The sequence below is a fragment of the Ruminococcus sp. Marseille-P328 genome (assembly GCF_964249465.1).
Taxonomy (GTDB): domain Bacteria; phylum Bacillota; class Clostridia; order Lachnospirales; family Lachnospiraceae; genus Blautia_A; species Blautia_A faecis.
In genome coordinates this window covers 66,378-92,285 of sequence record NZ_CAXUBQ010000005.1, presented here as the reverse complement: position 1 = coordinate 92,285, position 25,908 = coordinate 66,378, and the positions used below count along the sequence as shown (strand labels likewise).

Below are 25,908 nucleotides of genomic sequence, written 5' to 3'. Positions count from 1 at the left end.
ATTACAAAGCCAAATGAAAAACTATACTGTGCAGTTTTATAAAAAGGGGGGCATGCTTTACGATTTTGCAATATACAACACACCTAATGTGCCAGGTCCACAATGACTTGATATAACACCACCTGCCCTGGTTTCCAATATCTCATCAAAAACGCCAAGCTCTTCCAGATAAGCCCGCACTTTCTCTACAGTTTCCTGTTTACAGCCAGAATGTGTTATGAATACACGTTCTGGTCTCGCATTTTTTAAATCTTTTTCCATATCTTTAACATAGTCCATGATAACAGAATTAATTTTCCCCCGGTATTTCTTAGAAGCATTCATGGCGCCATTTTCTACTACAATCCTGGGATGCAGTTTTAAAATACCTCCGGCCATAGCCGCTACTGCATTGCAGCGTCCACCGCGGTATAAATAGGTGAGGGTATCAACCACAAAGCTTGCTCGCACATTTGGCTTTAGCCTCTCTATCTCAGAAACAATCTGGGAAGCTGTCCGGTTATTCTTTGCCATAATTGCAGCCTCTATTACAAGAAGACCGATACCTGTAGAAAGATTTGCAGAATCGATTACCTTTATCCTGTCAGAAGCCCCCAGCTCTTCAGCAGCAAGGCGCATCACATTTCCAGAGGTGGACATACCTGCTGAAATAGAAAAGCAGACAATTTCCCTTCCAGCCTCTGCATATGGGCGGAAAAGTTCCATGGCATCTGCCAGGGCAGGAGCAGAAGTTTTAGGCGTTGTCTTATTTGCGTCAGACCAGGTATAAATCTGATCCGGGGTAATGTTTTTTCCATCCCCATATTCTTTATCACCCAGAAGAATATGAAGCGGAAGAATGTCAATCTCGTATTTTCTCAATAATTCCTGCGAAAGGTCGCAGGTACTGTCTGAAATAATTTTTACCATATTCGTTTCTCCTCTGCCAACTCATTTTCTATCAGATTCCCGGCCTGCAAGAGCCAGAAATTTTTTATCAGACTGTATTCCCTGTGTCAGAAACCTTCCATCTCTGAATAGCGCATACGTTGTCACCGGTGCCGGAACGTTCTGTGCAGCTTCTCTGCTTGTAACATGAATTACCTTTAAAGAAATATTGTGTTCTTTTGCCACTTCCACTACACGAGGCACCCAGTAACAGGTAAAAGGACATTGATCTGTATAATAGAGAACAAATCCTTCCTCTTCTACTTTCGGGTGTCTTGCACATTCTTTGAATTTTGACGGCTCAGTATCTGTGTCAAATGGTAAATACATAAGATTGATTCCGCAGTCCGAAGTATCTGCAACAGAAAATCCCTTAAATTTTAAATATTTCGGGTCTGCCAGAAATTCTTTTTTTCGTCCTTCTGAAGACAGAATACAGACTCCCTTTTTCTCTTGTTCTTTTGCATCACGAATGCATTCATTCAGCAAATCATTGGAATAGCCGTGTCCTTTCATGGAACCGGAAACCCATAAGCAGTTAATGTATATATATCCGTCTGCATCAATGGGCACCCAGGCATTCTCAGCAGGAATATATTCAATAAAACACTTTCCGCGCTCTGCACTCCGATAAAAAACCAATCCTTCTTCAAAACGCTGTTTTAACCACTCTTTTTTTACGATACTGTTTTTTCCTGACATAGCACAGCAGATATGTTCCTTGTCAATGTTTTCTTTTGTAATTCTAATATAATGCATAATATCACCTTTCCCAGATATCATGATTGCTTAAATAACCTTGATCTAACACGCTTTCATAGCTTCCAGAGCCAGTTCATGACTCTCTGGCGTTACTCCTGCGCAACAGAGCGAATCTACAATGATTGGCACTTCCGGCAAAAATGGCTTCCAAAGGTAGTTTTATCAATGGGACCAGATTCCAGAAGCTCTGCAATCTCCTCCCTGATTTCCCAACCATAGGTACCGCGGATGCAATGCTCTACAGGAAGCCATATGAAATACGGCATGTTTTCTAAAAAGCCTATTTAAGCTAACTATATCACGTTATTGAGATTTCGTATACTGCAATAGGCTGATTTCAGCGTATATATTTTTGAAATTTTATATTTTCTATTGCATAAAAATAAGCCATTCAGTCAGAATTGCATCCAACCAAATGGCTACTTATATCAGTTTTCTCCTGCCATTTTTTTTGACATACCCAAATAAAACACAGCGCAAAATACCAGAGCAAACACAACACCAAATACATTCTGAATCACCCTAAGACTGACTGCACCCTTTAATCCATAACTCTCTGCAGCGATAGCCAAAGCGCCAAATGTATTAAATACAGCCTGCCAGCCATATTTTGCGGAAAATCCTACACCGATTCCGCCAAGGATTCCTATATATGCATAGATGGATGACGGAAGCAGGAAATACAATGCTGTAAAACAAAGAACTCCTGCAATATTTCCCACAATTCTTTTCTTCACTCTGTACTGCATGTCTTCCATAAACGGTAAGATCGCTGACATAGCTGCAATACCTGCCCACATTGCACGTGGCATTTTAAAAAGCTCTGCAATACAAAGTACAGCCGGTACACACAGGATCTGGCATAACTGCCATTTTGTCCTGGAAGAAGAGAGATCAAATTCCTGCAGTACATCCTGTATCTTTCTTTTATAAACCCGGTTTCTGTGATTCCGATAAAATACCAGACAGGTAAGTACAGCTCCTGCTGCCATTCCCACCAGTCTCATCTCATAGCTTTTCCCTGTTACGTCATATCCATACAGCAACAGATATCCAAGAACGAGTGTGGACTGATTAAACATAAATGGATTATGACAGCCGAACAGAATCAGCACTGCCAATGCAGCAATATTTAACAGCATTCCCGGTACCGGGGAAAGCTGATTTGCCAGATGTGGACACACAGTCATAACTGCGAAAAACAAAGCCAGAAGTATGGTAGACTGTCCGGTATGGATTCCGAGATCGGCATTTCGAAATACCATAAGACATAATAAGACAACGACACCTACAATACTGTTCTCATTTCCAAGCAGAATGCTGAAAATAGTAACAAATAAAAAACAAAACGCCATTGTGACCGCTACCTTCGCCATATATACAAACAGATGATAGATTTTTTCTTTTGCGGTCTCACTTTTTTTCAGCAGGTCTTTTGAACCTGCCTGATTCAACTGAAGTTCCTGATAAAATGTCATATAGCACCTCCCGTTTTTATGCAAATAGGCATTTTATCACAAACAGGAAGGTAATTCAAGAATGATTTTTAAGGAAATAATTACCTGGCCAGACTATTGCTTTCAATTCTGATCATACGATATCCGATTCCAATATGCGTCTGGATGTATTGCACACCATTTTTTTCTGGTTCCAGTTTTTTTCGAAGTGTTGCCATAAAAACGCGGAGGGAAGCAATATCATTTTCAGAACACTGTCCCCAGATCTGCTGGGTAATAAATGTATGTGTCAATACTTTTCCCACATTACGGGATAAAAGGCAGAGCAGCTTATACTCAATAGGAGTCAGATGTAATTCTTCACCCTTCAGATATGCACAGCCAGCCGAATAATCGATCTCTAATTCACCATTTTTAAAAACAGAGGTTTCCTGCTGTTCTCCGGTCTGCGTTATTGCAAGTCTCCTTTGCGTAACACGAATACGCGCAAGCAATTCCTCCACGGAAAACGGTTTTGTAATATAATCATCTGCACCAGCGTCCAGTGCTTCAATTTTATCTGTATCCTCACTTCTGGCACTGATCACAATAATCGGCATGTTCGACCAGGTACGGATTTTCTTTATTACCTCTACCCCTTCCATATCTGGAAGCCCGAGATCAAGAAGAACAATATCCGGATGATGAGAGGAAGCTTCCAGAATGGCCGAAGAACCATTCTCTGCTGCCAGATATTTATAGTCATGTGTTTTTAGCGTCGTAATGATCAGATTTCTTATAGGTCTGTCATCCTCAACCACCAGAATTAATGTTTTATTCATTCAATGTCACCTCACTTAAAGGTAAAGTAAAAGTAAAATTACATCCATGGGGATCATGGTCCGTCAGAATCAGGGTTCCGTCATGGGCTTCTATAATAGAGTGACAAAGCGCCAGCCCCAGTCCCAGACTTCGGTGACTATCCGCAACTGTTGTTTTGCCGGTATAAAACATCTGGAAAATATGCGGCTTCATTTCTTCCGGAATCCCAGGTCCATTATCCTCCACGCTTATCTGCGCTTTTCCATCTGTTTTAGTTCCCCGGATGCTGATTACAGTACCTGGCGGCGTATATTTTATGGCATTGTCAATTAAATTTACCAGAACCTGTATAATAAGGCGGACATCCATACGTGCAAGAACAAGTTCTTCACAGTCAGTTACGATTTTATAATCGTCATGCTTCCGGCTGATATGCCGCAGAGCCTCTGCGATCACCTCATCAAGCAGCTGATCTGTAAATTTGAATTTCAGTCTTCCATCATTTAGCCTGGTAATGGAAAGCAGATTCTCCACAACTCCAATCAGCCATTCAGAATCATCATAAATGTCCGTATAGATCTGATGCTTTGTAGCTTCATCAAGCCGTTCACTGTTGCTAAGAAGCATGTCTGCATTGCCTGAAATGGAGCAAAGGGGAGTTCGAAGATCATGGGAAATTGCCCGAAGAAGATCTGCCCGCAACTGTTCGTTTTTTGCTATCACTGCATTTTTCTCTTTTTCCATGGCATTTTGTGCGTTTTCCATTGCAAGTGCACATTCATTTATCACGGACAGCAGGATACTGTATTCAAAAGAGTCCAGTGTTTCTTTCTGCAGCGGTATTCCTATTACTCCATAAACATTGTTCCCGCTCCGGATTGCCAGATATAAGCATTTGGCCTGTGGAAAATGATGTGTGGATGCACCGGCACGCTGTCTGTTTTCATAGGCCCATCTGGCTATCTTCAGTTCTTCAGGTGTTAAAAAATCTTCCGCGTCCTCTTTTTCCTCTCCAGAGAAAAGCTTCCCTTCTGATAATGCTCCATTTTCTACTACATATGCTGTAATATTACGATTCAGCAGGCGAAGGAGCTGTGTACAGGTAACATCAAGAATCTCTATCTCTCCTTTTGCTTTCTGCAGCAAACGGTCTGTATCAAACAAAATCTGTGTACGAAAAGCAAGCTGTGCAGAAAGCTTTGCATGTGTTTTCAGCTTTGCCGCAAGTGCCCCTGTAAGTACGGATGAAATTAGCATTATGAGAAAGGTCACCGGATAACCCACTGCATAGGTCTGAAAAGACATCCTTGGTTCTGTCAGAAAAAAGCAAAATAAAAAGACACTTAAGAAAGAACCGGCTACACTGCATAGATAACCATCTGTCACAATGGAAGTAAGCAAAACCCCCAGAATGTATATGGTTACAATATTCGTGTCCGTGAAATCCAGCTTCTGAAACAGCAGACCAATCAAAGTACATACTGCAAATATAAAAACTGTCAGAAAATAATCCTTTGCAGACGGTTTTTCCATATACCATGTAAATGACCGTTTCTGGTAGTTTCCTGTTTTGACCGTATCCGGAATAATATGGATATCAATATCTGGTACAATTTCAATCAGTTTTTCTGTCAGAGTCACTTTACTGAAAAAATGATTTCGTCGGGCATTACTTTGTCCAATCACAATTTTAGTAACATTTGATAGTCTGGCATACTCTGCGATCTGTACCGGTATGTTTTCCCCATGAGTCATTACGATTTCTGCTCCCAGATTTTCTGCATACCGAATATGTTCTTCCAGTTTTTCTTTATCTAAGTCTTCTGATTTTGTGCCAGTGCGAACGTACAAGGCTGTAAAACGTGCCTGCAACGCATTCGCCATTTTTGCCGCTGTATCTATTATTTTCTTATTGGAGGGTGCTGCTGACAGACAAACAAGGATATGTTCATCTGTTTTTTTATTATCCTCTTCAATTCCCAGACTCATCCTGCCAGTCCCCTTTTTCTGCCTTTTTTGCAATTATATCATGCGACTGTATTATGGTCAAAATTCTTTTTTTCATACCTGGACTGTCCATCAAAAATTATAATTTCAGCTTCCTTATATTCAATTTTACACTCATGAATCTCTCTTAACAATTCTTCATCTGAAAGAGTATTCAAAAACAATGTCTTCGATGACTGCTGTTTTTCTTCCATATTTTCCTGAATTTCGCCCCAAAACTGATCTGCTTTATTTGCAATATAAAATCCAAGTCCAAACATACAAAATACAGTAACTGCCAATATTCCTTCTGCCATTGTCTTCACCTCTATAGCAGCCTCTCCATAACAAATGACTATATTCTGAAACATTTCTGAAGGGCTCTGTATTCTCCTAACACCAGTAATTTATGATTCTCTTCAAAATACGTATCCGGTGAAATTGCAATACCAAATTCTCCTTCATTTTTTACTGCCAGAATATTAATATTGTAGCGTTTTCTGATATCCAGTTCTCCTACTGTTTTTCCAACCCATTCTTCCGGCACTTCCACTTCAAAAATCGCATGGGATGCATCCACCTCCATATAGTCGAGGATATGATCATCTGTGTAACGGATCGAGGCCCACTTTGCAACCTGCTTTTCCGGATAAACCACTTTATCCGCACCATTACGCAAAAGGAATTTTTCCTGAACATCACGCTCAGCCCTGGATATCACCAGTTTCGCTCCCAGTTCTTTCAGAAGGGAAGTTGTTTCAAGAGAATTCTGAAAGCTTCCTCCAATGGTTACAAAACAGATATCGTAATTTCCTATTCCAAGGGAACGTAAAAATTCAGCATTGGTACTGTCACCAATCTGCGCATTGGTCACAAATGGTAATGCTTTATCTACTCTCTCCTCATTCCAGTCAACTGCCATAATTTCATGTCCCAGCTGATTCAGCTGCTTAGCAATATGTCTTCCAAATCTTCCAAGTCCAATAAGCAATACATTTTTCATAATTATATTTTCTCCTTCTTATCCAACTGTTATTTTCTCCAGAGGCAGTTTTGCATTTCCCCTGTTTCTTCCTGAAAGCACCGCATAAATCAGAGTCAGACCACCTACACGCCCCAAATACATCAGTATAATCAGCACAATTTGCGAAAACATATGAAGCTTCGGTGTAATTCCCAGCGTGAGTCCTACTGTTCCCACAGCTGAAGCAGCTTCATACAGGCAGTCTAAAAGAGGAAGTTCTTCATATATACTGATTGCAAGTCCGCCGCAAAAAAATAACGTAAAATAAAGCATGGCTATTGTCGCCGCATTTTTTATCACATGGTATTCCAGCCTCCTGCCAAAAGCCCCTGCATTTTCCTGGCTTCGGAATGTGGCAATTGCATTTAACAAAAGAACTGTAAACGTTGTGGTTTTCATTCCACCAGCTGTAGAACCAGGTGAACCGCCAATCAGCATTAACAATATCATAACAGCTTTTGAGGCTTCACTCATCTTTGAAATATCAATCGTGTTAAATCCGGCAGTTCTTGTAGTTACCGATTGGAACGCCGCAGCTAATAAGCGATTCCCTGCGGATAGATTTTTTAAATCACAGGTGAAGAAAAAAATAATCGGAATTAAAATCAAGCATGCAGTAGTCACAAGGATAATCTTGCTTTGCATGCGATAACGTTTAAACTTCATTTTGTTGGTATAAATATCGTCCCAGGTGAGAAAACCGATTCCCCCTATGATGATCAGAAGCATAATCACTACATTTATAAGAACATTTGCAGAATACCCTGTCAGGGAAGGAAAAGGATTTGCAGATGTTCCCAGAATATCAAAGCCTGCATTACAAAAAGCGGAAATAGAATGAAAGACTGACAGCCAAATTCCCTTTCCTTTGTAATCCCATAAAAAAACCGGCAGCAGTAACACTGCCCCTGCAGCTTCAATCAAAAATGTCCCCTTTAAAATAAACCTTGTCAATCTGACGATTCCGCCAACCTTAGGCGCGGAAATCGCATCCTGCATGGTACTTCTCTGCATAAGGGATATTTTTTTACCGGAAAGAAGGGAAACAGATGCAGCCACCGTTACCACTCCCAGACCGCCTATTTGTATGAGTATAAGAATAATCGTCTGTCCTGCCAGAGACCAGTAGCTTCCGGTATCCTTTACTACAAGCCCGGTTACACATACCGCCGAAGTGGCTGTAAAAAGAGCCTCATGAAACGGAGTTGGTATTCTATCTACAGATGAAAATGGAAGCATTAAAAGAATGCTTCCCAAAAGGATCACTCCTGCAAATCCCAGAATTATTAGCTGAAAAGATGTCAGATGTTTTTTCTTATATGATTTTTCCGGCATAAATGATCAAAACTCCTTACGAATGATTACTTTTTTGTTGCACCCATTATATATAATTGCCTTTAAAGATGGTATAAGAGTATCTGATTCTGTATTAAGATTGTATAAAGATGTGTTTCCGCCATATTCAGCCTGAATTCGGTTGCCGTAGCAAAAAAATAAGCCATTCAGTCAGAAACATATCCAACCAAATGGCTTTTATTCTTATCTTCTATCCAGTATTTTATCAAATCGCCTGAAGAAAGTTGAAGTTGTAATGATTGCTGCCAGTATATCGCTGATTGGTTCAGCCAGAAAAACGGCAAATACCTTATTCTGAATGAAAAGCGGCAGAATAAAGATCAGCGGAATCAACAGGATCAGTTTTCTTAAGCATGCAAGCAGCAGACTGACTTTCGCCTGTCCCAGTGCCATAAAGCTCTGCTGACAGGAAACCTGGAATCCCAGTGAAAAAATACCAGCCATATAGATTCTCAGTGCCCATGCGGTATACGTGATCAGATCCGTATCATTGGAGAAAATACCTGCAAAGAGCCTGGGAAACAGAAGCATGATCAGCCAGAAGCAGCCGGTAAAAACCGTGCAGACTGTAAACTGCGTAAAAAATGCTTTTTTAACACGCTCTTTATTGCCGGCACCGAAATTATAACTCATGATCGGCTGTCCGCCCTGGCATATTCCCTGCAGCGGTAAGGTTGCAAGCTGGCTGACACTTGTGATAATGGTCATGGCTCCAACCGCAAGATCTCCGCCATATCTTGAAAGGCTGGAGGTGAAACTGATGGACAGAATACTTTCTGTGGACAACATGACAAAAGTGGATATTCCAAGCCCCAGGCATGGTAAGATAATATTTTTTTGTAATTTGAAATTCTCTTTCCTAAGATGGAGAATGGTCTTTTTTCCTGACAGGAAACGAAGAATCCAGATGGCACCAACAGCCTGGCTCAAAACAGTAGCAATTGCAGCACCGCTTACGCCCAGGTCAAATACAAAAATAAAAACAGGATCCAGAATAATGTTGATCACCGCACCGATCACAGTGGTCATCATACTGATCTTTGCAAATCCCTGTGTGGTGATAAAGGGATTCATTCCCATTACGATCAGGACAAAAATGCTTCCCAGTATATAGATTCTTGCGTATGACACTCCATAAGGAAGGGTCTTATCACTGGCACCAAATATTGTCAGAAGCTGTGGAGCAAAAGCGAAAAAAATCACCGTAAGAGCCACAGCCATAAGAATAAGAAGCGAGAAACAGTTTCCAAGAATCTTTTCCGCTGTCGCATTGTCCTTTTTCCCCATGGAAATTGCGGCTCGGGGAGCACCTCCTGAACCTGCGAGCATGGCAAAGGCATTGATCAGCATAAGAATTGGCGTAAATAACCCCACGCCGGTTAATGCTGCCGCACCAACACCGGGAATATGTCCAATATAAATACGGTCTACAATGTTGTACAAAAGGTTAATGATCTGTGCCACAACAGCAGGAATTGCAAGCTGCGCCAAAAGACGTGGGATTTTTTCCGTTTCCATTGCCTGTGTATTAGATTTACTACTCATATCTGTTTTCTCCTGACAAATTTTTTGACATAAACCAATAAAACATAAACGAATTATGTCTTCTGATTTTAACTCATATATTTGTCAATATCAAGCTTCTTTTTTGATTTTGCAACGATCAAGAATGCGGCTGTTGCTCATTGCACGCATCCTTCCTCCACTGATCAACAGCCCGTTTACAGCTTATGTTTTCTCCTCCAGATACAATCCTTAAGTACATTTACAAGCCTCGCCGGTTCAAGGGGTTTGGTAAGATGCTCATCCATGCCAGATATCCGGCTGTTTATAATGTCTTCTGCAAATGCATTGGCACTCATGGCAATAACCGGTACACGCTCTGCATCTGATCTTTTCATGGAACGAATTCTCCGGGTAGTATCCCAGCCGTTTAAGTTTGGCATCATGATATCCATTAAAATCACGTCATAATAGCCTGGCTCGGACTTTTCAAATTTCCCAATTGCCTCCAGTCCGTCTTTGGCGCAATCCACAATTATTCCATTATCTTCCAGCATAAAGCTGGCGATTTCCATGTTCAGTTCATTATCCTCAACTACCAGTGCACGCAGACCTTCAAGGGAAATCGTATTCGGATCCTTTACAAAATCCTCCAGCTTCCGGGCTTTTTCTGCTTCTCCGATTTTGAACGGAATTGTCATGACCACAGTTGTGCCGGTTCCCTCTTTACTTTCGATCCGGATTGTGCCGCCCATTCTGTCTGTCAGCTTCTTTGCAATGGAAAGTCCCAGTCCGGTGCCTTCATATTTCGACCGGCTGGTTTCCTTCTCCTGGGTAAAAAGGTCAAACGCATGTGCCACAAACTCCTGGCTCATACCAGGACCATTATCTGCACAGCCAAATTCATACACTACCCGTTTTTCATCTGCATACTTCTCTTTACACCATACATGGATTTTTCCGCCTGGTTCTGTAAATTTCACCGCATTATCAGAAATCGCATTCAGAAGCCGTTCCAGATAAACAGGATTTCCGGTTAATAATATATGACTTAGCTCTGACCTTTCCCAATCCACGATGTATTCTATATTTTTCTCAGCTGCCTGAAGCTGCTTTTCTGTGTTGGTCCTGCTCAGAATTTCTGTCAGATCAAAAGTAAGCTCCTGGTCAACAATATCTCCCGACTCCAGTTTATTCATATCCAGTATATCATTTACAAGAGAAACCAGATATCTGGAGGATTCCATGATCTTATCCCTGCACTTCTGCTGCATTTCAGGGTCATTGGGATAACGGTTTGCCAATTCGATCATACCTATGATCCCATTCATGGGAGTTCGGATATCATGGCTCATATTAGACAGAAATCTGGTTTTAACCGCCGCATCCTTCTTCGCTTCAGCAGCCTGGTATATAAGAGTCTGCTCCCTTCTCTTCGCATCACTGATACTTCGGATTGCACAAAGAACATGGGTCAGGCGGCCGTTTTCATCCCTTTTCTTTTCAATAAAGCGCAGACTATGCCAGCTTCCATCCTTCATCCGGTATTCCAAAACGACAGATTCTTCGTCTTTCATTCGTTCCGGTAGTGTAGAGATATCTGTAAATTTTTCAAAAGCATCCTGATACTCTTCTGCCACCTGTTCACGGCAAACTCTTCTGTTGTTTTCAGACAGAGTACCTGAATGAATATATTTCAGATGCTCCACATCCCTGTTGGAAATTTCCTCAAAATAATCTGCCTGGATATCAATTCTGGAAATATACTGGTATGTTCTGGCAATGGAGGAAATGATCTCATTTCCCAATCTGGCCTCATCCAGAGTTTTTCGCAGTTTCTCCTGGATTTCCTTCTCTTTGTAAAGGATACTGTCTATATTGCGATATCCAAGAAAAACATCAAAGGTCTCATCCTCTGTCTTTCCCTTCACTACATAGGCTTCATAATAGCTATCTTTTCCTTCCTTTGAAACACTGTGGTAATGGTAAGTAAGCTTCTCTTCATGTAAAAGCCTTCTTTTCATATTTGCGCAAAGATGCCAGTCTATAAACTCTTCTTTCTCTTCATCCAGAATAAAATTGTCTGCATATCTTCTCGCATATTCATCAAAATTTTCAGCCGGATGGGGATCTTTCTCCGCCAGCTGCCTGGCATTGGTATTCGCATCCAGTCTCAGTATTTCATATTTGCCGGAATTAAGCTCTATCCGGTATAAGGATACATACTCGGGCAATAATCTGCTTAAAACATATTGTTCTTTCACCGGATAATCATTTACATCCTGCCTTTGATCGTCTGTCTTTGTTTTTTCTCGTGAAAGCATAATACCGTTTTAAATTTATCCTTTCTTTTGCTGTTAACATTTGTTTTTGCATGCCAGGCATAAACCACCACGGACGTTTCTGGTGGAGCCGCATAACTTGCAAACCTCTGTTATTTCCGGCTTCCAATCGCTGTCCAGCCTCTTCAGGCCTCCGCTGACCTGATCCAATGCTTCATCATCCAACTCAACAACTGCCTGACTCACAGGCTTCATGCTCTCTTTTTTGTCATTCGCTTCTTTCATAATAGTTTCCTCCTGTATATGATTTTAATACGATTTCACTTTTTACTATAGTCAATTATACAATTTTTCACCTGTGTCTTCAACTATTTTTTGGCATTTTAACCAAAATGTGACTGGTCACTGGTAACGTTTCCTCAAAAAATCCTCCGGAAATAATATCTCTGTTTATTCACGCCTGCTTCGTCTGTACTCCATAGCAGTCATACCGCAAGATTTCCGAAAACTCTGCGCCAGATAGCTCTGGGAAGAAAAGCCTGCAAGATGGGCAATGTCAGAAATATCATGATCTGTATTTTCCAGAAGATTTTTGCAAACCTCAATCCTGCGCCGGTTCAGATAATTAATGGGAGAAATCCCATAATATCGTGTAAACTCGTGGCTTAGATAATATTTGTTCAGATGACTTAATGCCGCCAGCTGATCCAGATTGATATCTTCCCCATAGTTAGAATCCAGATAGCGCTTGACCTGTGCACACTCCTTACTTGGATGAAAAGAAGGCACCAGCTGGAAGCCGGAATCTGTAATCCTGCGAAGCTGGGCAATAAGAATAGAAAGCGTATGTCTGCAAATCTCTTCATAACCCTCTTTTTTCTCATCTAATTCCTGAAAAAGGGAGTGGAAATAAAACAAAAGATCTGTATTAATCTTCCGGCAGTTGAAAATCTGGAATTCCTTCTGATCCCGGAAAGAAAAACTAATTCCATCCACTCCTACAGTATAATAAGAAAGGGGCGCAGCGCTCTGAGAAGTTTCCGTGTGCAGGATATGTGGATTGATAATGACCAGATCGTCCCTGGCAATGGAAAACCGCTGATTTTCTATAAGAAATTCGCCGCTTCCTCTGGAAACATAAAAAAGCTCCGTAAAAGCATGGGTATGAGGAATGCTGGGCCAGTCCTCTTCGTATCTGGAGGATGAGGCATTCACCAGAACTGCTTCTGTAGAAAGTGGATTATCATTGGAAAAAGAAAAGGAACGTGTACTCATAGATTCTCCTTATGTATCATAAGCTATAGTTTGTTGTCCGCGCTGTCGGCTCCCGATATTCCGAATACAGCGTTTTCAAACAACAGGGAATAAACACTCGCACACTTAGAGTACCATAGAACGGAAAATACAGCAATATTTCTAAAAACCTTAGCAACAACTCTGTTGAAAAACAGCTGTCAAAAACGTATTCTTATATTACAGAAAAAACAACTATCAAACAATGTTAACAACCCTTGTAAATAAAAAAAAGAAAAGCGAGGTCGCAAAATGGAACAGAAAAAAGGCAGAGTTACTATTCCTACCAACCTGGATGTGGTAAAGGAAACACTGGATATTATGAATGAGTGGGGCGCAGATGCCATCCGTGACTGTGATGGAACCGAATTCCCACAGGAGCTGAAGGACACTGGTGCGAAAATCTACGCTACCTACTACACCACCCGAAAGGACAATGCCTGGGCAAAGGCTAATCCGGATGAGATCCAGCAAATGTACATTATGAGTTCTTTCCACACCGCAACATCAGACAAACTGGAAATCCACCTTATGGACCACCTGTACCCGGATATGCTGAAGGTGAACACACGCGATGATATCACAAAGTGGTGGGAAGTAATCGACCGTACCACAGGAGCAGTGGTTCCGGCAAGTCAGTGGCATTATGATGAAACGAGCGGAAATGTGGTAATTACACCTGTAAAACTGTTCCATGAGTATACCGTCAGCTTTCTGGCTTATATTATGTGGGATCCGGTACATATGTACAATGCAGTGGTAAACGACTGGAAAGATGTAGAGCCGCAGATCACCTTTGATGTGCGCCAGCCAAAAACAAGAGCTCATTCTCTGGAGCGCCTCCGCAGATTCCTTGATACCCACCAGTATGTGGATGTGGTACGCTTCACCACCTTTTTCCATCAGTTCACCCTGATCTTTGATGAGCTGGCAAGGGAGAAATATGTGGACTGGTTCGGTTATTCCGCATCTGTCAGTCCATATGTGCTGAAGCAGTTCGAAAAAGAGGTTGGCTATCCCTTCCGACCGGAATACATTATCGACCAGGGCTACATGAACAATACCTATCGCATTCCATCCAAGGAATTCAAGGACTTCCAGGCATTCCAGCGCCGCGAGGTCGCGAAGCTTGCAAAGGAAATGGTAGACATTGTCCATGAATATGGCAAAGAAGCCATGATGTTCATGGGTGACCACTGGATCGGCATGGAGCCATTTATGGATGAGTTTGCTTCCATCGGTCTTGATGCTGTGGTTGGAAGTGTAGGAAATGGTGCAACCCTGCGTCTGTTCAGCGATATTAAAAATGTAAAATACACGGAAGGACGATTTCTTCCATACTTTTTCCCGGACACCTTCCACGAAGGTGGAGACCCGGTGAAAGAGGCGAAGGTAAACTGGGTAACTGCAAGGCGTGCCATTCTCAGAAGCCCCATCCAGAGAATTGGTTATGGCGGATATCTGAAGCTGGCTCTTCAGTTCCCGGATTTTGTCCAGTACATTAAAGAGGTCTGCCAGGAATTCCGCACCCTTTATGATAATATCCAGGGTGTGACTCCTTACTGCGTGAAACGTGTTGCTGTGTTAAACTGCTGGGGGCGCATGCGTTCCTGGGGCAATCATATGGTACATCACGCAATCTATTACAAACAGAATTACTCTTACTTTGGCATTATTGAGGCATTAAGCGGTGCACCCTTTGATGTATCCTTTATCAGTTTTGATGATATTCTGGCAGATAAGGATCTGCTGAAAAAATTTGATGTTGTGATCAATGTAGGGGATGCGGATACTGCGCAAAGCGGCGGCGAGTACTGGGTAAATGAAACCATTATTACTGCTGTAAAGGAGTTCGTTTACAATGGCGGCGGTTTCATCGGAGTTGGCGAGCCTGCAGCCCATCAGTGGCAGGGAAAATTCTTCCAGCTGGATGATGTACTGGGTGTGGAAGAAGAAAGAGGCTTCAATTTAAATACCGATAAATACAACTGGGAGGAACACAGAGACCACTTTATTCTGGCTGACGCAGAAGGTGATGTGGACTTCGGTGAGGGCAAAAAGAATATTTTTGCGCTTCCGGAAACCCGGATCCTGATCCAGAATGACCATGAGGTACAGATGGCAGTAAAAACCTTTGGAAAAGGCCGCGGTGTTTACATCAGCGGACTTCCATACAGCTTCAGAAACAGCCGTGTGCTCTACCGTGCGGTTCTCTGGTCTGCATCTGCCGAGGACGAACTGAACCGATGGTATTCCACCAATTATAATGTAGAGGTCCACGCTTATGTAAAGAATGGCAAGTACTGTGTCGTAAACAATACTTACGAGTCACAGGATACAGTCGTCTATAAAGGAGATGGCAGCAGCTTCCCGCTTCATATGGATGCAAACGAAATTAAATGGTACCAGATTTAATAGTCATAGGTTTATTATAATTAAACCACATCATATTTCAATAATTCTGTCACGAAGTGTTGGAAAATGGCGCGAATGGTATTATAATAAACCTATCACAAAATAAAGGAAACCATTATGAGAATTGCAATTGTTGATGACATTAAAGAAGAGCGTGACAAGCTCGCAGACGTACTGACGAAACAGCTTTCCAGACGTGGGATTCACGTAAATTTATTTGAATTTGAAAATGGAGAAGATTTTCTTATTGCGGCAAAGGAACGTCCTTTCACCGTCGTTTTTCTGGACATCTACATGAGTGGTGCAAATGGGATCGAGACTGCCAGAGAGCTTCGGACATTTGACTCGGATGCACTTTTAATTTTTACTACCACTTCTACGGATCATGCTCTGGATGGGTTCAAGGTCCGTGCCATGCACTACCTTGTGAAGCCATATCCCGAAAATGAAATTTCAGACCTGATTGATGAGGTTCTGTCCCGGATCCCGGATTCCGGAAAATACATAGATATAAAAGTAAATGGAAGCAATGTACAGGTTCCGTTTCGACATATTATATACGCAGAACATTTTTCCCATATGATCCATATTCACACTACCGGCGGCAAAGAGCTGATCACCCGCCAGTCCTTCGAAGCCTTTACTGCATCCCTGAAAATGGATCCAAGATTTTATCTTTGCAGCAGAGGCGTTGTGATCAATCTGGAGCATGCTGTTGATTTTGATGGAGCCTTGTTTATCCTGGACGATGAAACCCGGATTTCCGTCAGCCGGAAGCTGGTTAAAAATGCAAGACAGACTTTTATGGATTTTCTGTTTCAAAGGGGACATTGAATATGAATACTATATTAAGACCTGTTCTGGAGCTTACGGTAATGATTTCTGGTCTGTTCCTTGCCTATCTGCCGGTACAGACATATCTGAAACAACCGCCCGGCAGACTGGCTGCATGGCTTGCACCTCTTCTGGCAGGAATCTGTCTCCTGGAAGGAGGATTTTGTTACTTTCTTAACATCCCTACCAGCTCAGTGCTTTTTCCCACTCTGCTGGTACTGATGCTGATCTATCACAAAAGCCTGACTATCTCTATCTGGAAATCCGGCAGCATTTTTCTGGCAGTATGTGCGGTCTTTGCCTGTGTAAACAGCCTTTCCAGAGCAGTAAATGCCATTGTGGCAGAAAGACTTGGACTTCCAGAAACAGAAATCTGGTTTCACACCAGTGCCGGTATTTTTTACAATGTAATATGTCTTCTGTTCGTTGCTGCCGCCTGGTACCCGGCCTCCCATGCAGCCCGCACTATGATTGATGACGAAAATTTAGCCCAGACCTGGTATGTTTTCTGGATACTGCCACTGATTTTTATAGGTCTGAACCTGTTTATGATTCCCAAATATGAGGGAACTCTGTATACCGGACGTATTTTGCAGGGCTACATTGTGATCAGCCTGGTGCTTCTTATAATTCTCATGCTGTTTTACACAATGTTTCTTATGATGGCCAACAGCCTGAATAAAAATGCAAGGCTTCAGCAGGAAAACCATTTTCTCTCCCTTCAGCAGGCACGATATGAGAACCTTTGCTCTGCCATAGAGGAGGCAAGACAGGCACGACATGATATCCGCCATCACTTTTTGCAGCTTTCTTCCCTGGCTGAAAAGGGAGATCTGGAAAAAATAAAAGAATATCTTTCCAATGCAAACAGTAAAATCCCAGACTACAACCTGCATTTTTGTGAAAACCAGGCGGCTGACAGCGTAATCAGCCATTATGCCGCTCTGGCAAAACGAGAGAACATTCCTTTCCAGGCAAAGGCAGATCTGCCAGCCCACATTTCCATAGACCAGATTGATATGTGCCTGGTTCTCTCCAACCTTCTGGAAAATGCTCTGGAAGCCAGCCTGAAAGCAAAGTCTTCCAACAGGAGCATCCATGCAGAGGTTTACCTTCATCATAAGCACCTTCTCCTGATCCAGGTGGAAAATACCTTTGAAGGGAAAATACAGGAGAAAAATCATATTTTCCAGTCATCCAAGCGTACCGGAAACGGAGTGGGAATCCAGTCTGTCCGCCACATTGCAGAAAAGAATGGAGGAGACAGCAGCTTCACTTATGAGAATGGTGTTTTTACTGCTAAAATTATGCTGCGCATACAGAAAACAGCCGTTTCTCATCCATAAGCAAAGCAGAGAGGTTTCATGCAGACACACTCTGGAGCGTATCTGAAAAATCATTCCCGCAATCTGCACGCCCCACTTTGCGGTATATTTTCCCCGAATCCAACAAAAAAAGAAAGCTGCAGAACAATATCAGAAATGATACTGTCTGAAGCTTTCTTTTTCTGCATCAATAAACTACAAATGCCATGACCACATACACCAGTATGGATACCAGGCAATACAGCGAATTTGTGGTGGAAACATAAGCGCTTCCATCCTCACTCTTCAGGAAGGTCTGCATACTGAATGTGGCTGGAGCGGACATGTAGCTGATCACTGCAAGGTTCAAAAGAAGATGATCCCCTACTATGTAATGTATTGCCAGCAGCACTCCCCCGATCATAACTGCCTGAAGAAGAACACGAAGTACGATGGTCCTGATACATGGGGAAAGAAGTTTCTTATCAAATTCAATGCTGAATCCTACCACCAGCAGAATAACTGAGGTTATGGAAGTGGTGAGAATGTTCTCCACACTTGTATAGGTACCTGCAAACGGTCCGGCAAGAAGCTTCTGCACCACACCGGTAAGTCCGGCAATAATTCCCAGCACACTTGCAATAAACGCCGGTGTGCGTATTGCACTGGAAAACAGTTTTCCCGGATCGATCTTTTCCCCGTTTTCCACCTGTCCGAGCATTCCCATATAGACGCTGAAGCCAAACAGAAGACCTGCAATATCCAGCACAGCGATCTGGGAAAGATTCTCCGCTCCGCAAAGGCTGGTATATAAAGGATAGGCCATGGAACCGCCTTCGTATACACTGACCATAAAGGGCAGATATTTCCGGTAACGCTCTGCCGGCATAAGCGGGCGGAGTAAAAAACCGATGCTAAAGGAAACAACCAGCATTACAAACATAATTCCAACCAGAATTCCGGTTTCTTTATTATATTCTGACGTAGCAAGGGCATGGAAAATTGCCACAGGAAGCATGATCTGGGTCACCAGAAGCTTCATATTGTTAATTCCATTCTGATCCAGCAGTTTCAGCCGCTTGCAGGCCATACCCAGAAGGATCATCACCAGTACGGGCAAAATAATTTCCAATACTTTCATTCTATGCACACTTTCTATGTATTTCTTAATATTGTATTTTGGTATTTCTTAATCCAGACTCTTCCTGATTTCTTACCTTACAGGATATTTCGTATGGCAAACTCTTCTGCCAGAGCGTGTCTGAATAGTTCTTTTATTCATCAAAATCGGTCTCAAATACTCCCTCAGGCGTACGCATGGTAAGAACCCCGAGATTAAAATCATCATCCATTACCGTGATATGATACTCAAAGATTACATCATCCTCAAACTTGGACAGCAGAATATAGCTTCCGTTCTCTTTTCCCTCGATCTGGTCGCAGATATCATCATACACATCTGCACCGGAAATCTCACGCGGATAACCGGAAGCTTTGATTTTTTTCTCAATTGCAGCGTATAATTCTTCCATTTTATGTTCTGCAGCAGTGCATGCCATCAGGGCTTACCCTCTCAGTTCTTTTTGACTGCCGCATACTCCTTTCCTGAATTTTTTTCGATTAAATATGATTGTATAATATCCGCCCCTGAAATGTCAAACCACATTTTAACCAAATCCTGGTTATCGTAATTTCTTCGTGAGCAAAGAAATCCTGATTTGTATGATTTCGTACCATACTTCTCGTTTTTTGTATAATTTTTTATAAATTATCTGTTATTTTATTCTACTCTCTACATTTTTTCCATGGCTTTTGTAGTTTTTTGTTTTTTCTTTTGTGTATTTCGTTGTGTTTTTCTTTGTTTTTGATATTTTTCATTGTTTTTTTCACCAATTTCTGTTGACATCTGACTGTTTTTGTTGTATGCTATTTTCTACAGAGAGGCACTCCATTTGGTACAAGGATGTATCTATGGAATGCCTCAACTCGTATCTAAAGGGAGGTAATACTTATGAAAATGAAACAGGTTTTAGCAACAGGCGCAGCTTTATCAATGGCTCTCTCCATGGCTCCGGTCACCGCATCCGCCGCAGACAAAGTAGACATAAACGTCATTGCTGCACAGTATGGCCAGCAGACTGCTGACTGGTGGGCGAACTTCGTGACAGAATTTAATGAAGCAAACCCGGACATTAACCTGAACGTAGAGGTTGTTTCCTGGAACGATATCTACACCGTAGTAAATACCCGTATCGCCAATGGCGAAGCTCCTGATGTCCTGAATATCGACGTATTCGCAGATTATCAGGCAGATGATCTCCTTCTTCCGATCCAGGACGTTGTTTCTGAAGAGACCTACAGCAAGATGTACGATGCATTCCTTGCACAGTCTGAAGTAGACGGAACTGTATGGGCTATCCCTGATCTTGCATCTGCACGTGCTATGTACTATAACAAAGACATCCTCGATGCAGCAGGCGTAGAAGTTCCTACTACATGGGATGAACTGAAAGCTGCATGTGAAGCTCTTAAGGCTTATGACGACAGCATTTATCCATGGGGTATCGATATGACTACTGACGAAGGTCAGGCAGCATTCGCATACTACACCTGGAACAACGGCGGCGGATTCGTTGACGATGAAGGCAACTGGACACTGAACAGTGAGCAGAACGTTGAAGCAATCCAGTACGCAATCGATCTTGTAAATTCCGGTTACACAAACACCGATCCTGCTAACGATACCCGTTATGATCTGCAGGATATGTTCGGCGCTGGCAAAGTAGCTATGCTCATCGCACCGAACAGCTTACCTACCTACATTGCTACAGGCGGAAATGAAGTAAACTACGGCGTTGCTTCCATTCCTTCCAATACAGGCGAGTCTGTATCTGCAGGTGTTATGGACCGCTTCATGTGCTTCGATAACGACTACTCAGATGATGAGAAAGCTGCTATCTCCACATTCTTTGATTATTTCTATGATGATGCCCGTTATACAGAGTGGGTTGACATGGAGGGATTCCTTCCGGCAACCAAGTCCGGCGGCGAGGCTCTCGCAGCAGCTAACGAAGATATGGCAAGCTGGATTGATATCTTAGACAGCTGTAAATTCTATCCAACAGCGAAAGCAGAATGGGCAGATGTAAAACAGGGCGTTATCAACGTAGAGCAGAATGCTCTTCTTGGCGGCGACGTTCAGGAATTACTGGATGACCTTCAGGCAGAAATCGCTGGCTGATCTTAATCCACTGTTTTTCCCATTACGAGGAAGATAATGGGCCGGACTTACGGGTCCGGTCCATTTTTAAGTTTGCGAAGCAAACGCTACTTCTTGTGCCAGGCACAAGAAGGTTCCACCTTTTTGCGAAGCAAACACTACTTCTTGTATTTGTCACAAGAAGGTTCTGTTTTTCTGCGTAACAAACGCCGTTTTCTGTGCTTGTCTGCGCAGCGTCAACGCTATTTTTATAAAAAGAGAGGTATCCCTGTGAAGAAAAAATTCAAAAAAGTGGAACCATATGTATGGATCCTGCCAAGTGTCCTTCTCATGGCAATTTTCATCCTGGTTCCTATTATCTTTGTATTCCGTATGGCCTTAAGCGACGTCAGCAAAGCTGGTCTGATCAAAGGCTTCGCCGGATTGGAAAATTTCCGCAAGGTAACAAGCAGCCCTGTTTTTGCCATGGTGCTGAAAAACACCCTTGTGTGGACCGTTGCCGTAGTCGGCATCTCCACACTCCTTGGATTTATCCTTGCGATCCTCCTCAACAATGAATTTAAAGGCCGTAAGCTTGCACGTGCCGTTGTTGTTTTCCCATGGGCCACAACCCTGATCGTTCAGGCAAGTATCTGGAAATTCATCATCGACACAGATTACGGTACCTTAAATACACTGTTGATGAAGCTTGGCATTATTGACCACGCTGTGAACTGGACTCCTACTGCCGGTGCTTATTTCGCCTGGGAAATTGCCTGCGGTATTTTTGTTACCATTCCATTTGTAACCTTTACCGTACTTTCCGGTCTGCAGAGTATTGATGCCAGCTACTATGAGGCAGCAGCCGTAGACGGAGCCAGTTACTGGCAGAAAATGTTCCAGATCACCATCCCGCTGGTACGTCCGAATCTTACCATCAGTACCATCCTGAACATTATCTACGTATTTAACTCTTTTCCGATCATATGGACCATAACCAAGGGTGACCCTGCTAACCGTACCGACACCCTGGTTACCTATCTGTACAAACTGGCCTTCTACAACGGCAAACAGGGACAGGCAGCAGCCGTATCTGTTATCGGCTTCCTGATTCTTCTTTTCTGCGCCAGCCTGTACATGGTTTCCGTACTGAAGAAAGGAGACGAATAATATGGCAAACACCAATGCTTCAGTTAAGAAAAAAAATACCAGAAACACAGTTTTGCGTGTATTGCTCTATGTAGTGATCATCGCCATCTGTCTGATAACTTTATACCCATATTTTGTAACTGTATGTACTGCTCTTAAAAGCCGCGCGGAAATCTTTTCCATGAATGGAACTATTTTCCCTGTTGAGGCCATCTGGTCCAACTTCACAGACGTATGGAAGCTGGCTCCCATGAGCAATTACATGATGAACTCCATTGTGATCGCAGGAGGCTCCACTCTTCTGGCTATGGTCTGCGGTATCCCAGCTGCTTATGCCCTGTCCAGAATGAAATTCAAAGGCCAGACTGCTTTTCTGGGATTTGTTATTGTCTCCCAGATGTTCGCACCGGTTGTACTTCTCATCGGTATCTACAAGGTTATGATGGCGTTCCATCTTACCAACAGCATTATCGGCCTGATCTTTATCAACGCAGCATTTAACCAGGCATTTGCTATCTGGCTGCTCCGCGGTACTTTCCTGAGCATCTCCCCTGAGATGGAGCAGGCTGCCACTATTGACGGCTGTAACCGCGTACATGCCCTTTTAAGGATCCTTCTGCCTGTTGCTGCACCTGGTATCGTTACAGCGCTTATTTTCGTATTTATCAACGCCTGGAACGAATATACAGTGGCACTGACACTGATCTCCACTGATACCTTCAAGCCTCTCACCGTTGGTATCAATATTTTCAATGGTTACAATATGATCGAGTGGCAGTATCTGTTTGCTGCTTCCCTCTATGCAATTGTTCCAGTTGTAATTCTGTTCGTCGGAATCGAAAAAAATCTGGTTGGAGGACTCACTTCTGGTGGTGTCAAGGGTTGATTTTTATTTTTTTCCAAGTATAATAGAGGAAGATGCGGACGCGAGAAAGGGTTGCCCAGGGCAGCCCTTTGTTCATGCCCCATAACTATTCAGAAGGCAGTATTCCGCCAGGTGTTTTTGTGAACATTGTTCACAGCTGCGGCGCGAAATCATACAAAACATGTTACTGGTCATCCAGTAACTGTTTTATTGTGTACGGTAAAATTTCACATACGGAATAACCCCGATGATTCCGCACATTTCAGGAACTCTATACTGGAGATCACCGAATGATTCTTCTGTCCTGCTGACGAAAATTCAGCACATTTCACAGATTTTTAAAATCAATGGTTTTGACCTTGACTTTTCTGTAGAATACTGTAATATTGATAGTGCACAACATCTAGTATGTAATTAAAGATTTAAACACAATATATGGAGGGATTTGAAAGAATGAGTACTGAGGTCAATGCAAACGTCATTAAACGAAATGGCGTGGAAGTTATTTTTGATAAGGCGAAGATCATCAACGCCGTTGAAAAAGCGAATGAGGAGGTTTCTAAGCTTCACAGGCTGAGTCATTACCAGATCACAGCGCTTGCTGATATGATTGCCACCCGTGCCCTTGAATCCTCCCACGCTGTCAATGTGGAAGATATTCAGGATATGGTAGAGACCGGCATTATGGAGATGCGCGGTTATGAGGTTGCACAGAAGTATGTGCGCTATCGCTACAAGAGAGAGCTTACCCGCAAGTCCAATACCACAGACGACAGCATCCTTGCTCTTCTTGACCAGATTAATGAGAATGCCAAGCAGGAGAACTCCAATAAGAACCCTACTATTAACTCTACCCAGCGTGATTACATGGCAGGCGAGGTCAGCAAGGACCTGACCATGCGTGTTCTTCTTCCTGAGGAGATCGTAAAGGCTCACGACGAGGGAATCATTCATTTCCATGATTCCGATTACTACGCACAGCGTGAGCATAACTGTGACCTGATCAATCTGCAGGATATGCTCCAGAACGGCACGGTTATCAGCCAGACACTGATTGAGAAGCCTCACAGCTTCTTTACCGCATGTAACGTTACCACACAGATCGTCGCACAGGTAGCCAGCAATCAGTACGGCGGACAGTCCTTCTCTCTCGCCCATCTGGCTCCTTTTGTAGACATCAGCCGCCAGAAGATCCGTAACAAGGTAATCGAGGAACGTAAGGCTTGCGGTGAGCCTCTTGATGATGAGATCATCCAGAAGGTATCGGAACGCAGACTGAAGGATGAGATCCAGAGTGGTATCCAGACGATCCAGTACCAGCTGATCACTCTTATGACCTGTAACGGACAGGCACCATTTGTAACGATTTTCATGTATCTTGATGAAGTTCCGGAGGGACGCACCCGTGATGACCTTGCACTGATCATCGAGGAAGTTATGAAGCAGCGTATGCAGGGTGTTAAGAACGAGCGCGGTGCGTGGATCACACCTGCATTCCCGAAGCTGATCTATGTGCTGGATGAGGATAACATCCACGAGGATTCCAAATATTGGTACCTCACAGAGCTTGCAGCGAAATGTACTGCCAAGCGTATGGTTCCGGATTACATCTCAGCCAAGATCATGCGCCAGTTAAAAAACGGCAATGTTTACACCTGCATGGGATGCCGTTCCTTCCTTACCGTTGAGGAGAAACAGAAGAACCCGGACGGTTCCTACAAGTTCTACGGTCGTTTTAACCAGGGTGTTGTTACCATTAACCTTGTAGATGTAGCCTGCTCCTCAGAAGGCGATTTTGATAAATTCTGGGAGATTCTGGAGGAGCGCCTGGAGCTTTGCCACAGAGCACTCCGCTGCAGACATGAACGTCTTCTTGGCACTGTTTCCGATGTTGCCCCGATTCTGTGGCAGTATGGTGCTCTTGCACGGCTTAAGAAGGGTGAGACCATTGACAAGCTTCTTTATGACGGTTATTCTACGATCTCACTTGGATATGCAGGTCTCCATGAGATGTGCATGAGAATGTACGGCAAGCCTCATACAGACCCTGAGGTTCGTCCGTTTGCGCTGAAGGTTATGCAGCGCCTTAATGACAAATGTGCCCAGTGGAAGGCAGCTGAGAACATCAGCTACTCTGTATATGGCACTCCGATGGAATCCACCACATACAAGTTTTCCAAATGTCTTCAGAAGCGTTTTGGCATCATTCCAGGAGTTACGGATAAGAATTATATCACAAACAGCTATCACGTTCACGTTACTGAGGAGATTGACGCATTCTCCAAGCTGAAATTCGAGTCTGAATTCCAGAAGCTTTCTCCAGGAGGAGCCATCAGCTACGTGGAAGTTCCGAATATGAAGCAGAATATCCCGGCAGTTCTCTCTGTTATGAAGTTTATCTATGATAACATCATGTATGCAGAGCTGAATACCAAGAGTGATTTCTGTGATGTCTGCGGATATGACGGAGAGATCCAGATCAAAGAAGACGAGAACGGCAAGCTGATCTGGGAATGCCCGAACTGCGGTAACCGCAATCAGGATAAGATGAGCGTTGCCAGAAGAACCTGTGGATACATCGGTACCCAGTTCTGGAACCAGGGACGTACCCAGGAGATCAAGGATCGTGTATTACATCTGTAATAAGTAATGGTTCCCGGGTTTTCTGTGAACTACGTTTACAGAACCTTATATAACGTTACCACTGAACTTAACACTCCGGACAGTTTTCTGAATTTCATAATTTTGATT

22 protein-coding genes and 1 pseudogene are annotated in these 25,908 nt (G+C 43.0%); 8 read left to right on the top strand and 15 right to left on the bottom strand.

The window, feature by feature from the left end; translation table 11 throughout:
- Positions 1-57 precede the first annotated feature (57 nt).
- From ACESTK_RS05320 to ACESTK_RS05265, 12 genes are all read right to left on the bottom strand, one after another.
- Positions 58-909, bottom strand: a complete 852-nt coding sequence (locus tag ACESTK_RS05320) for a DegV family protein (protein WP_118578085.1) — start codon at positions 907-909, stop codon at positions 58-60.
- Positions 910-930: 21 nt separating this feature from the next.
- On the bottom strand, positions 931-1,686 hold the full coding sequence (locus tag ACESTK_RS05315) for a YoaP domain-containing protein (protein WP_187564821.1): 756 nt from the start codon (positions 1,684-1,686) through the stop codon (positions 931-933).
- Between the two features lie 431 nt (positions 1,687-2,117).
- A complete protein-coding gene (locus ACESTK_RS05310; RefSeq protein ID WP_173717784.1) occupies positions 2,118-3,167 on the bottom strand; it encodes an FUSC family protein in 1,050 nt (349 codons plus the stop codon).
- Positions 3,168-3,247: 80 nt separating this feature from the next.
- Positions 3,248-3,967, bottom strand: a complete 720-nt coding sequence (locus tag ACESTK_RS05305; protein ID WP_118578082.1) for a response regulator — start codon at positions 3,965-3,967, stop codon at positions 3,248-3,250.
- Positions 3,960-5,936: an ATP-binding protein gene (locus ACESTK_RS05300; RefSeq protein WP_195699192.1), complete on the bottom strand. Its 1,977-nt coding sequence runs from the start codon at positions 5,934-5,936 to the stop codon at positions 3,960-3,962. The genes ACESTK_RS05305 and ACESTK_RS05300 overlap by 8 nt, the downstream gene beginning before the upstream one ends.
- A gap of 38 nt (positions 5,937-5,974) precedes the next feature.
- Positions 5,975-6,250, bottom strand: coding sequence for a hypothetical protein (locus ACESTK_RS05295; RefSeq protein WP_373119024.1), 276 nt, complete (start codon positions 6,248-6,250; stop codon positions 5,975-5,977).
- Positions 6,251-6,288: 38 nt separating this feature from the next.
- Positions 6,289-6,936 carry a TrkA family potassium uptake protein gene (locus ACESTK_RS05290; protein ID WP_173735587.1) on the bottom strand — a complete coding sequence of 216 codons (648 nt, stop codon included), beginning with the start codon at positions 6,934-6,936 and terminating at the stop codon, positions 6,289-6,291.
- Between the two features lie 18 nt (positions 6,937-6,954).
- Positions 6,955-8,292, bottom strand: coding sequence for a TrkH family potassium uptake protein (locus ACESTK_RS05285; RefSeq protein ID WP_195589872.1), 1,338 nt, complete (start codon positions 8,290-8,292; stop codon positions 6,955-6,957).
- A gap of 204 nt (positions 8,293-8,496) precedes the next feature.
- The gene (locus tag ACESTK_RS05280; RefSeq protein WP_118578079.1) at positions 8,497-9,858 is read right to left on the bottom strand and encodes an MATE family efflux transporter; all 1,362 of its coding nucleotides are present in this window, start codon (positions 9,856-9,858) and stop codon (positions 8,497-8,499) included.
- 176 nt (positions 9,859-10,034) lie between these two features.
- Positions 10,035-12,140 (bottom strand): ATP-binding protein, encoded by a 2,106-nt coding sequence (locus ACESTK_RS05275; RefSeq protein ID WP_187564818.1) that lies wholly within the window; start codon positions 12,138-12,140, stop codon positions 10,035-10,037.
- Between the two features lie 33 nt (positions 12,141-12,173).
- Positions 12,174-12,383: a hypothetical protein gene (locus ACESTK_RS05270; protein WP_187564817.1), complete on the bottom strand. Its 210-nt coding sequence runs from the start codon at positions 12,381-12,383 to the stop codon at positions 12,174-12,176.
- A gap of 165 nt (positions 12,384-12,548) precedes the next feature.
- Positions 12,549-13,373 (bottom strand): helix-turn-helix domain-containing protein, encoded by an 825-nt coding sequence (locus tag ACESTK_RS05265; RefSeq protein ID WP_148462020.1) that lies wholly within the window; start codon positions 13,371-13,373, stop codon positions 12,549-12,551.
- Positions 13,374-13,643: 270 nt separating this feature from the next.
- On the opposite strand from ACESTK_RS05265, the gene gnpA reads away from it, so the two are divergent.
- The 3 genes from gnpA (at position 13,644) to ACESTK_RS05250 (ending at position 17,986) form a co-directional block, all read left to right on the top strand.
- Entirely contained in the window at positions 13,644-15,806 is a 2,163-nt protein-coding gene (gene gnpA, locus ACESTK_RS05260) for a 1,3-beta-galactosyl-N-acetylhexosamine phosphorylase (RefSeq protein WP_195379716.1), read from the top strand.
- Between the two features lie 117 nt (positions 15,807-15,923).
- Positions 15,924-16,640: a LytTR family DNA-binding domain-containing protein gene (locus ACESTK_RS05255; RefSeq protein WP_118578074.1), complete on the top strand. Its 717-nt coding sequence runs from the start codon at positions 15,924-15,926 to the stop codon at positions 16,638-16,640.
- Positions 16,641-16,642: 2 nt separating this feature from the next.
- Positions 16,643-17,986 (top strand): sensor histidine kinase, encoded by a 1,344-nt coding sequence (locus ACESTK_RS05250; protein ID WP_187564815.1) that lies wholly within the window; start codon positions 16,643-16,645, stop codon positions 17,984-17,986.
- Between the two features lie 24 nt (positions 17,987-18,010).
- Here ACESTK_RS05250 and ACESTK_RS05245 read toward each other — a convergent pair.
- A pseudogene (locus tag ACESTK_RS05245) lies at positions 18,011-18,085 on the bottom strand (DUF6783 domain-containing protein); the annotation flags it as partial.
- On the opposite strand from ACESTK_RS05245, the gene ACESTK_RS05240 reads away from it, so the two are divergent.
- On the top strand, positions 18,050-18,175 hold the full coding sequence (locus ACESTK_RS05240) for a hypothetical protein (protein ID WP_368356999.1): 126 nt from the start codon (positions 18,050-18,052) through the stop codon (positions 18,173-18,175). The pseudogene ACESTK_RS05245 and the gene ACESTK_RS05240 overlap by 36 nt on opposite strands.
- On the opposite strand, the gene ACESTK_RS05235 is transcribed toward ACESTK_RS05240, so the two are convergent.
- Both ACESTK_RS05235 and ACESTK_RS05230 read right to left on the bottom strand, forming a co-directional pair.
- Positions 18,153-19,085 carry an AEC family transporter gene (locus ACESTK_RS05235; protein WP_195699196.1) on the bottom strand — a complete coding sequence of 311 codons (933 nt, stop codon included), beginning with the start codon at positions 19,083-19,085 and terminating at the stop codon, positions 18,153-18,155. The genes ACESTK_RS05240 and ACESTK_RS05235 overlap by 23 nt on opposite strands.
- Positions 19,086-19,218: 133 nt before the next feature.
- Positions 19,219-19,476 (bottom strand): hypothetical protein, encoded by a 258-nt coding sequence (locus tag ACESTK_RS05230; protein WP_148462016.1) that lies wholly within the window; start codon positions 19,474-19,476, stop codon positions 19,219-19,221.
- Positions 19,477-19,955: 479 nt separating this feature from the next.
- Between ACESTK_RS05230 and ACESTK_RS05225 the strand changes: the two genes are divergently transcribed.
- From ACESTK_RS05225 to nrdD, 4 genes are all read left to right on the top strand, one after another.
- Positions 19,956-21,185 (top strand): ABC transporter substrate-binding protein, encoded by a 1,230-nt coding sequence (locus ACESTK_RS05225; RefSeq protein ID WP_226815019.1) that lies wholly within the window; start codon positions 19,956-19,958, stop codon positions 21,183-21,185.
- Between the two features lie 249 nt (positions 21,186-21,434).
- Positions 21,435-22,313, top strand: coding sequence for a carbohydrate ABC transporter permease (locus tag ACESTK_RS05220; protein ID WP_227199023.1), 879 nt, complete (start codon positions 21,435-21,437; stop codon positions 22,311-22,313).
- A gap of 1 nt (position 22,314) precedes the next feature.
- Positions 22,315-23,178 (top strand): carbohydrate ABC transporter permease, encoded by an 864-nt coding sequence (locus ACESTK_RS05215; RefSeq protein WP_118578072.1) that lies wholly within the window; start codon positions 22,315-22,317, stop codon positions 23,176-23,178.
- Between the two features lie 432 nt (positions 23,179-23,610).
- Entirely contained in the window at positions 23,611-25,800 is a 2,190-nt protein-coding gene (gene nrdD, locus ACESTK_RS05210; protein ID WP_373119016.1) for an anaerobic ribonucleoside-triphosphate reductase, read from the top strand.
- The last annotated feature ends 108 nt before the right edge of the window (positions 25,801-25,908 follow it).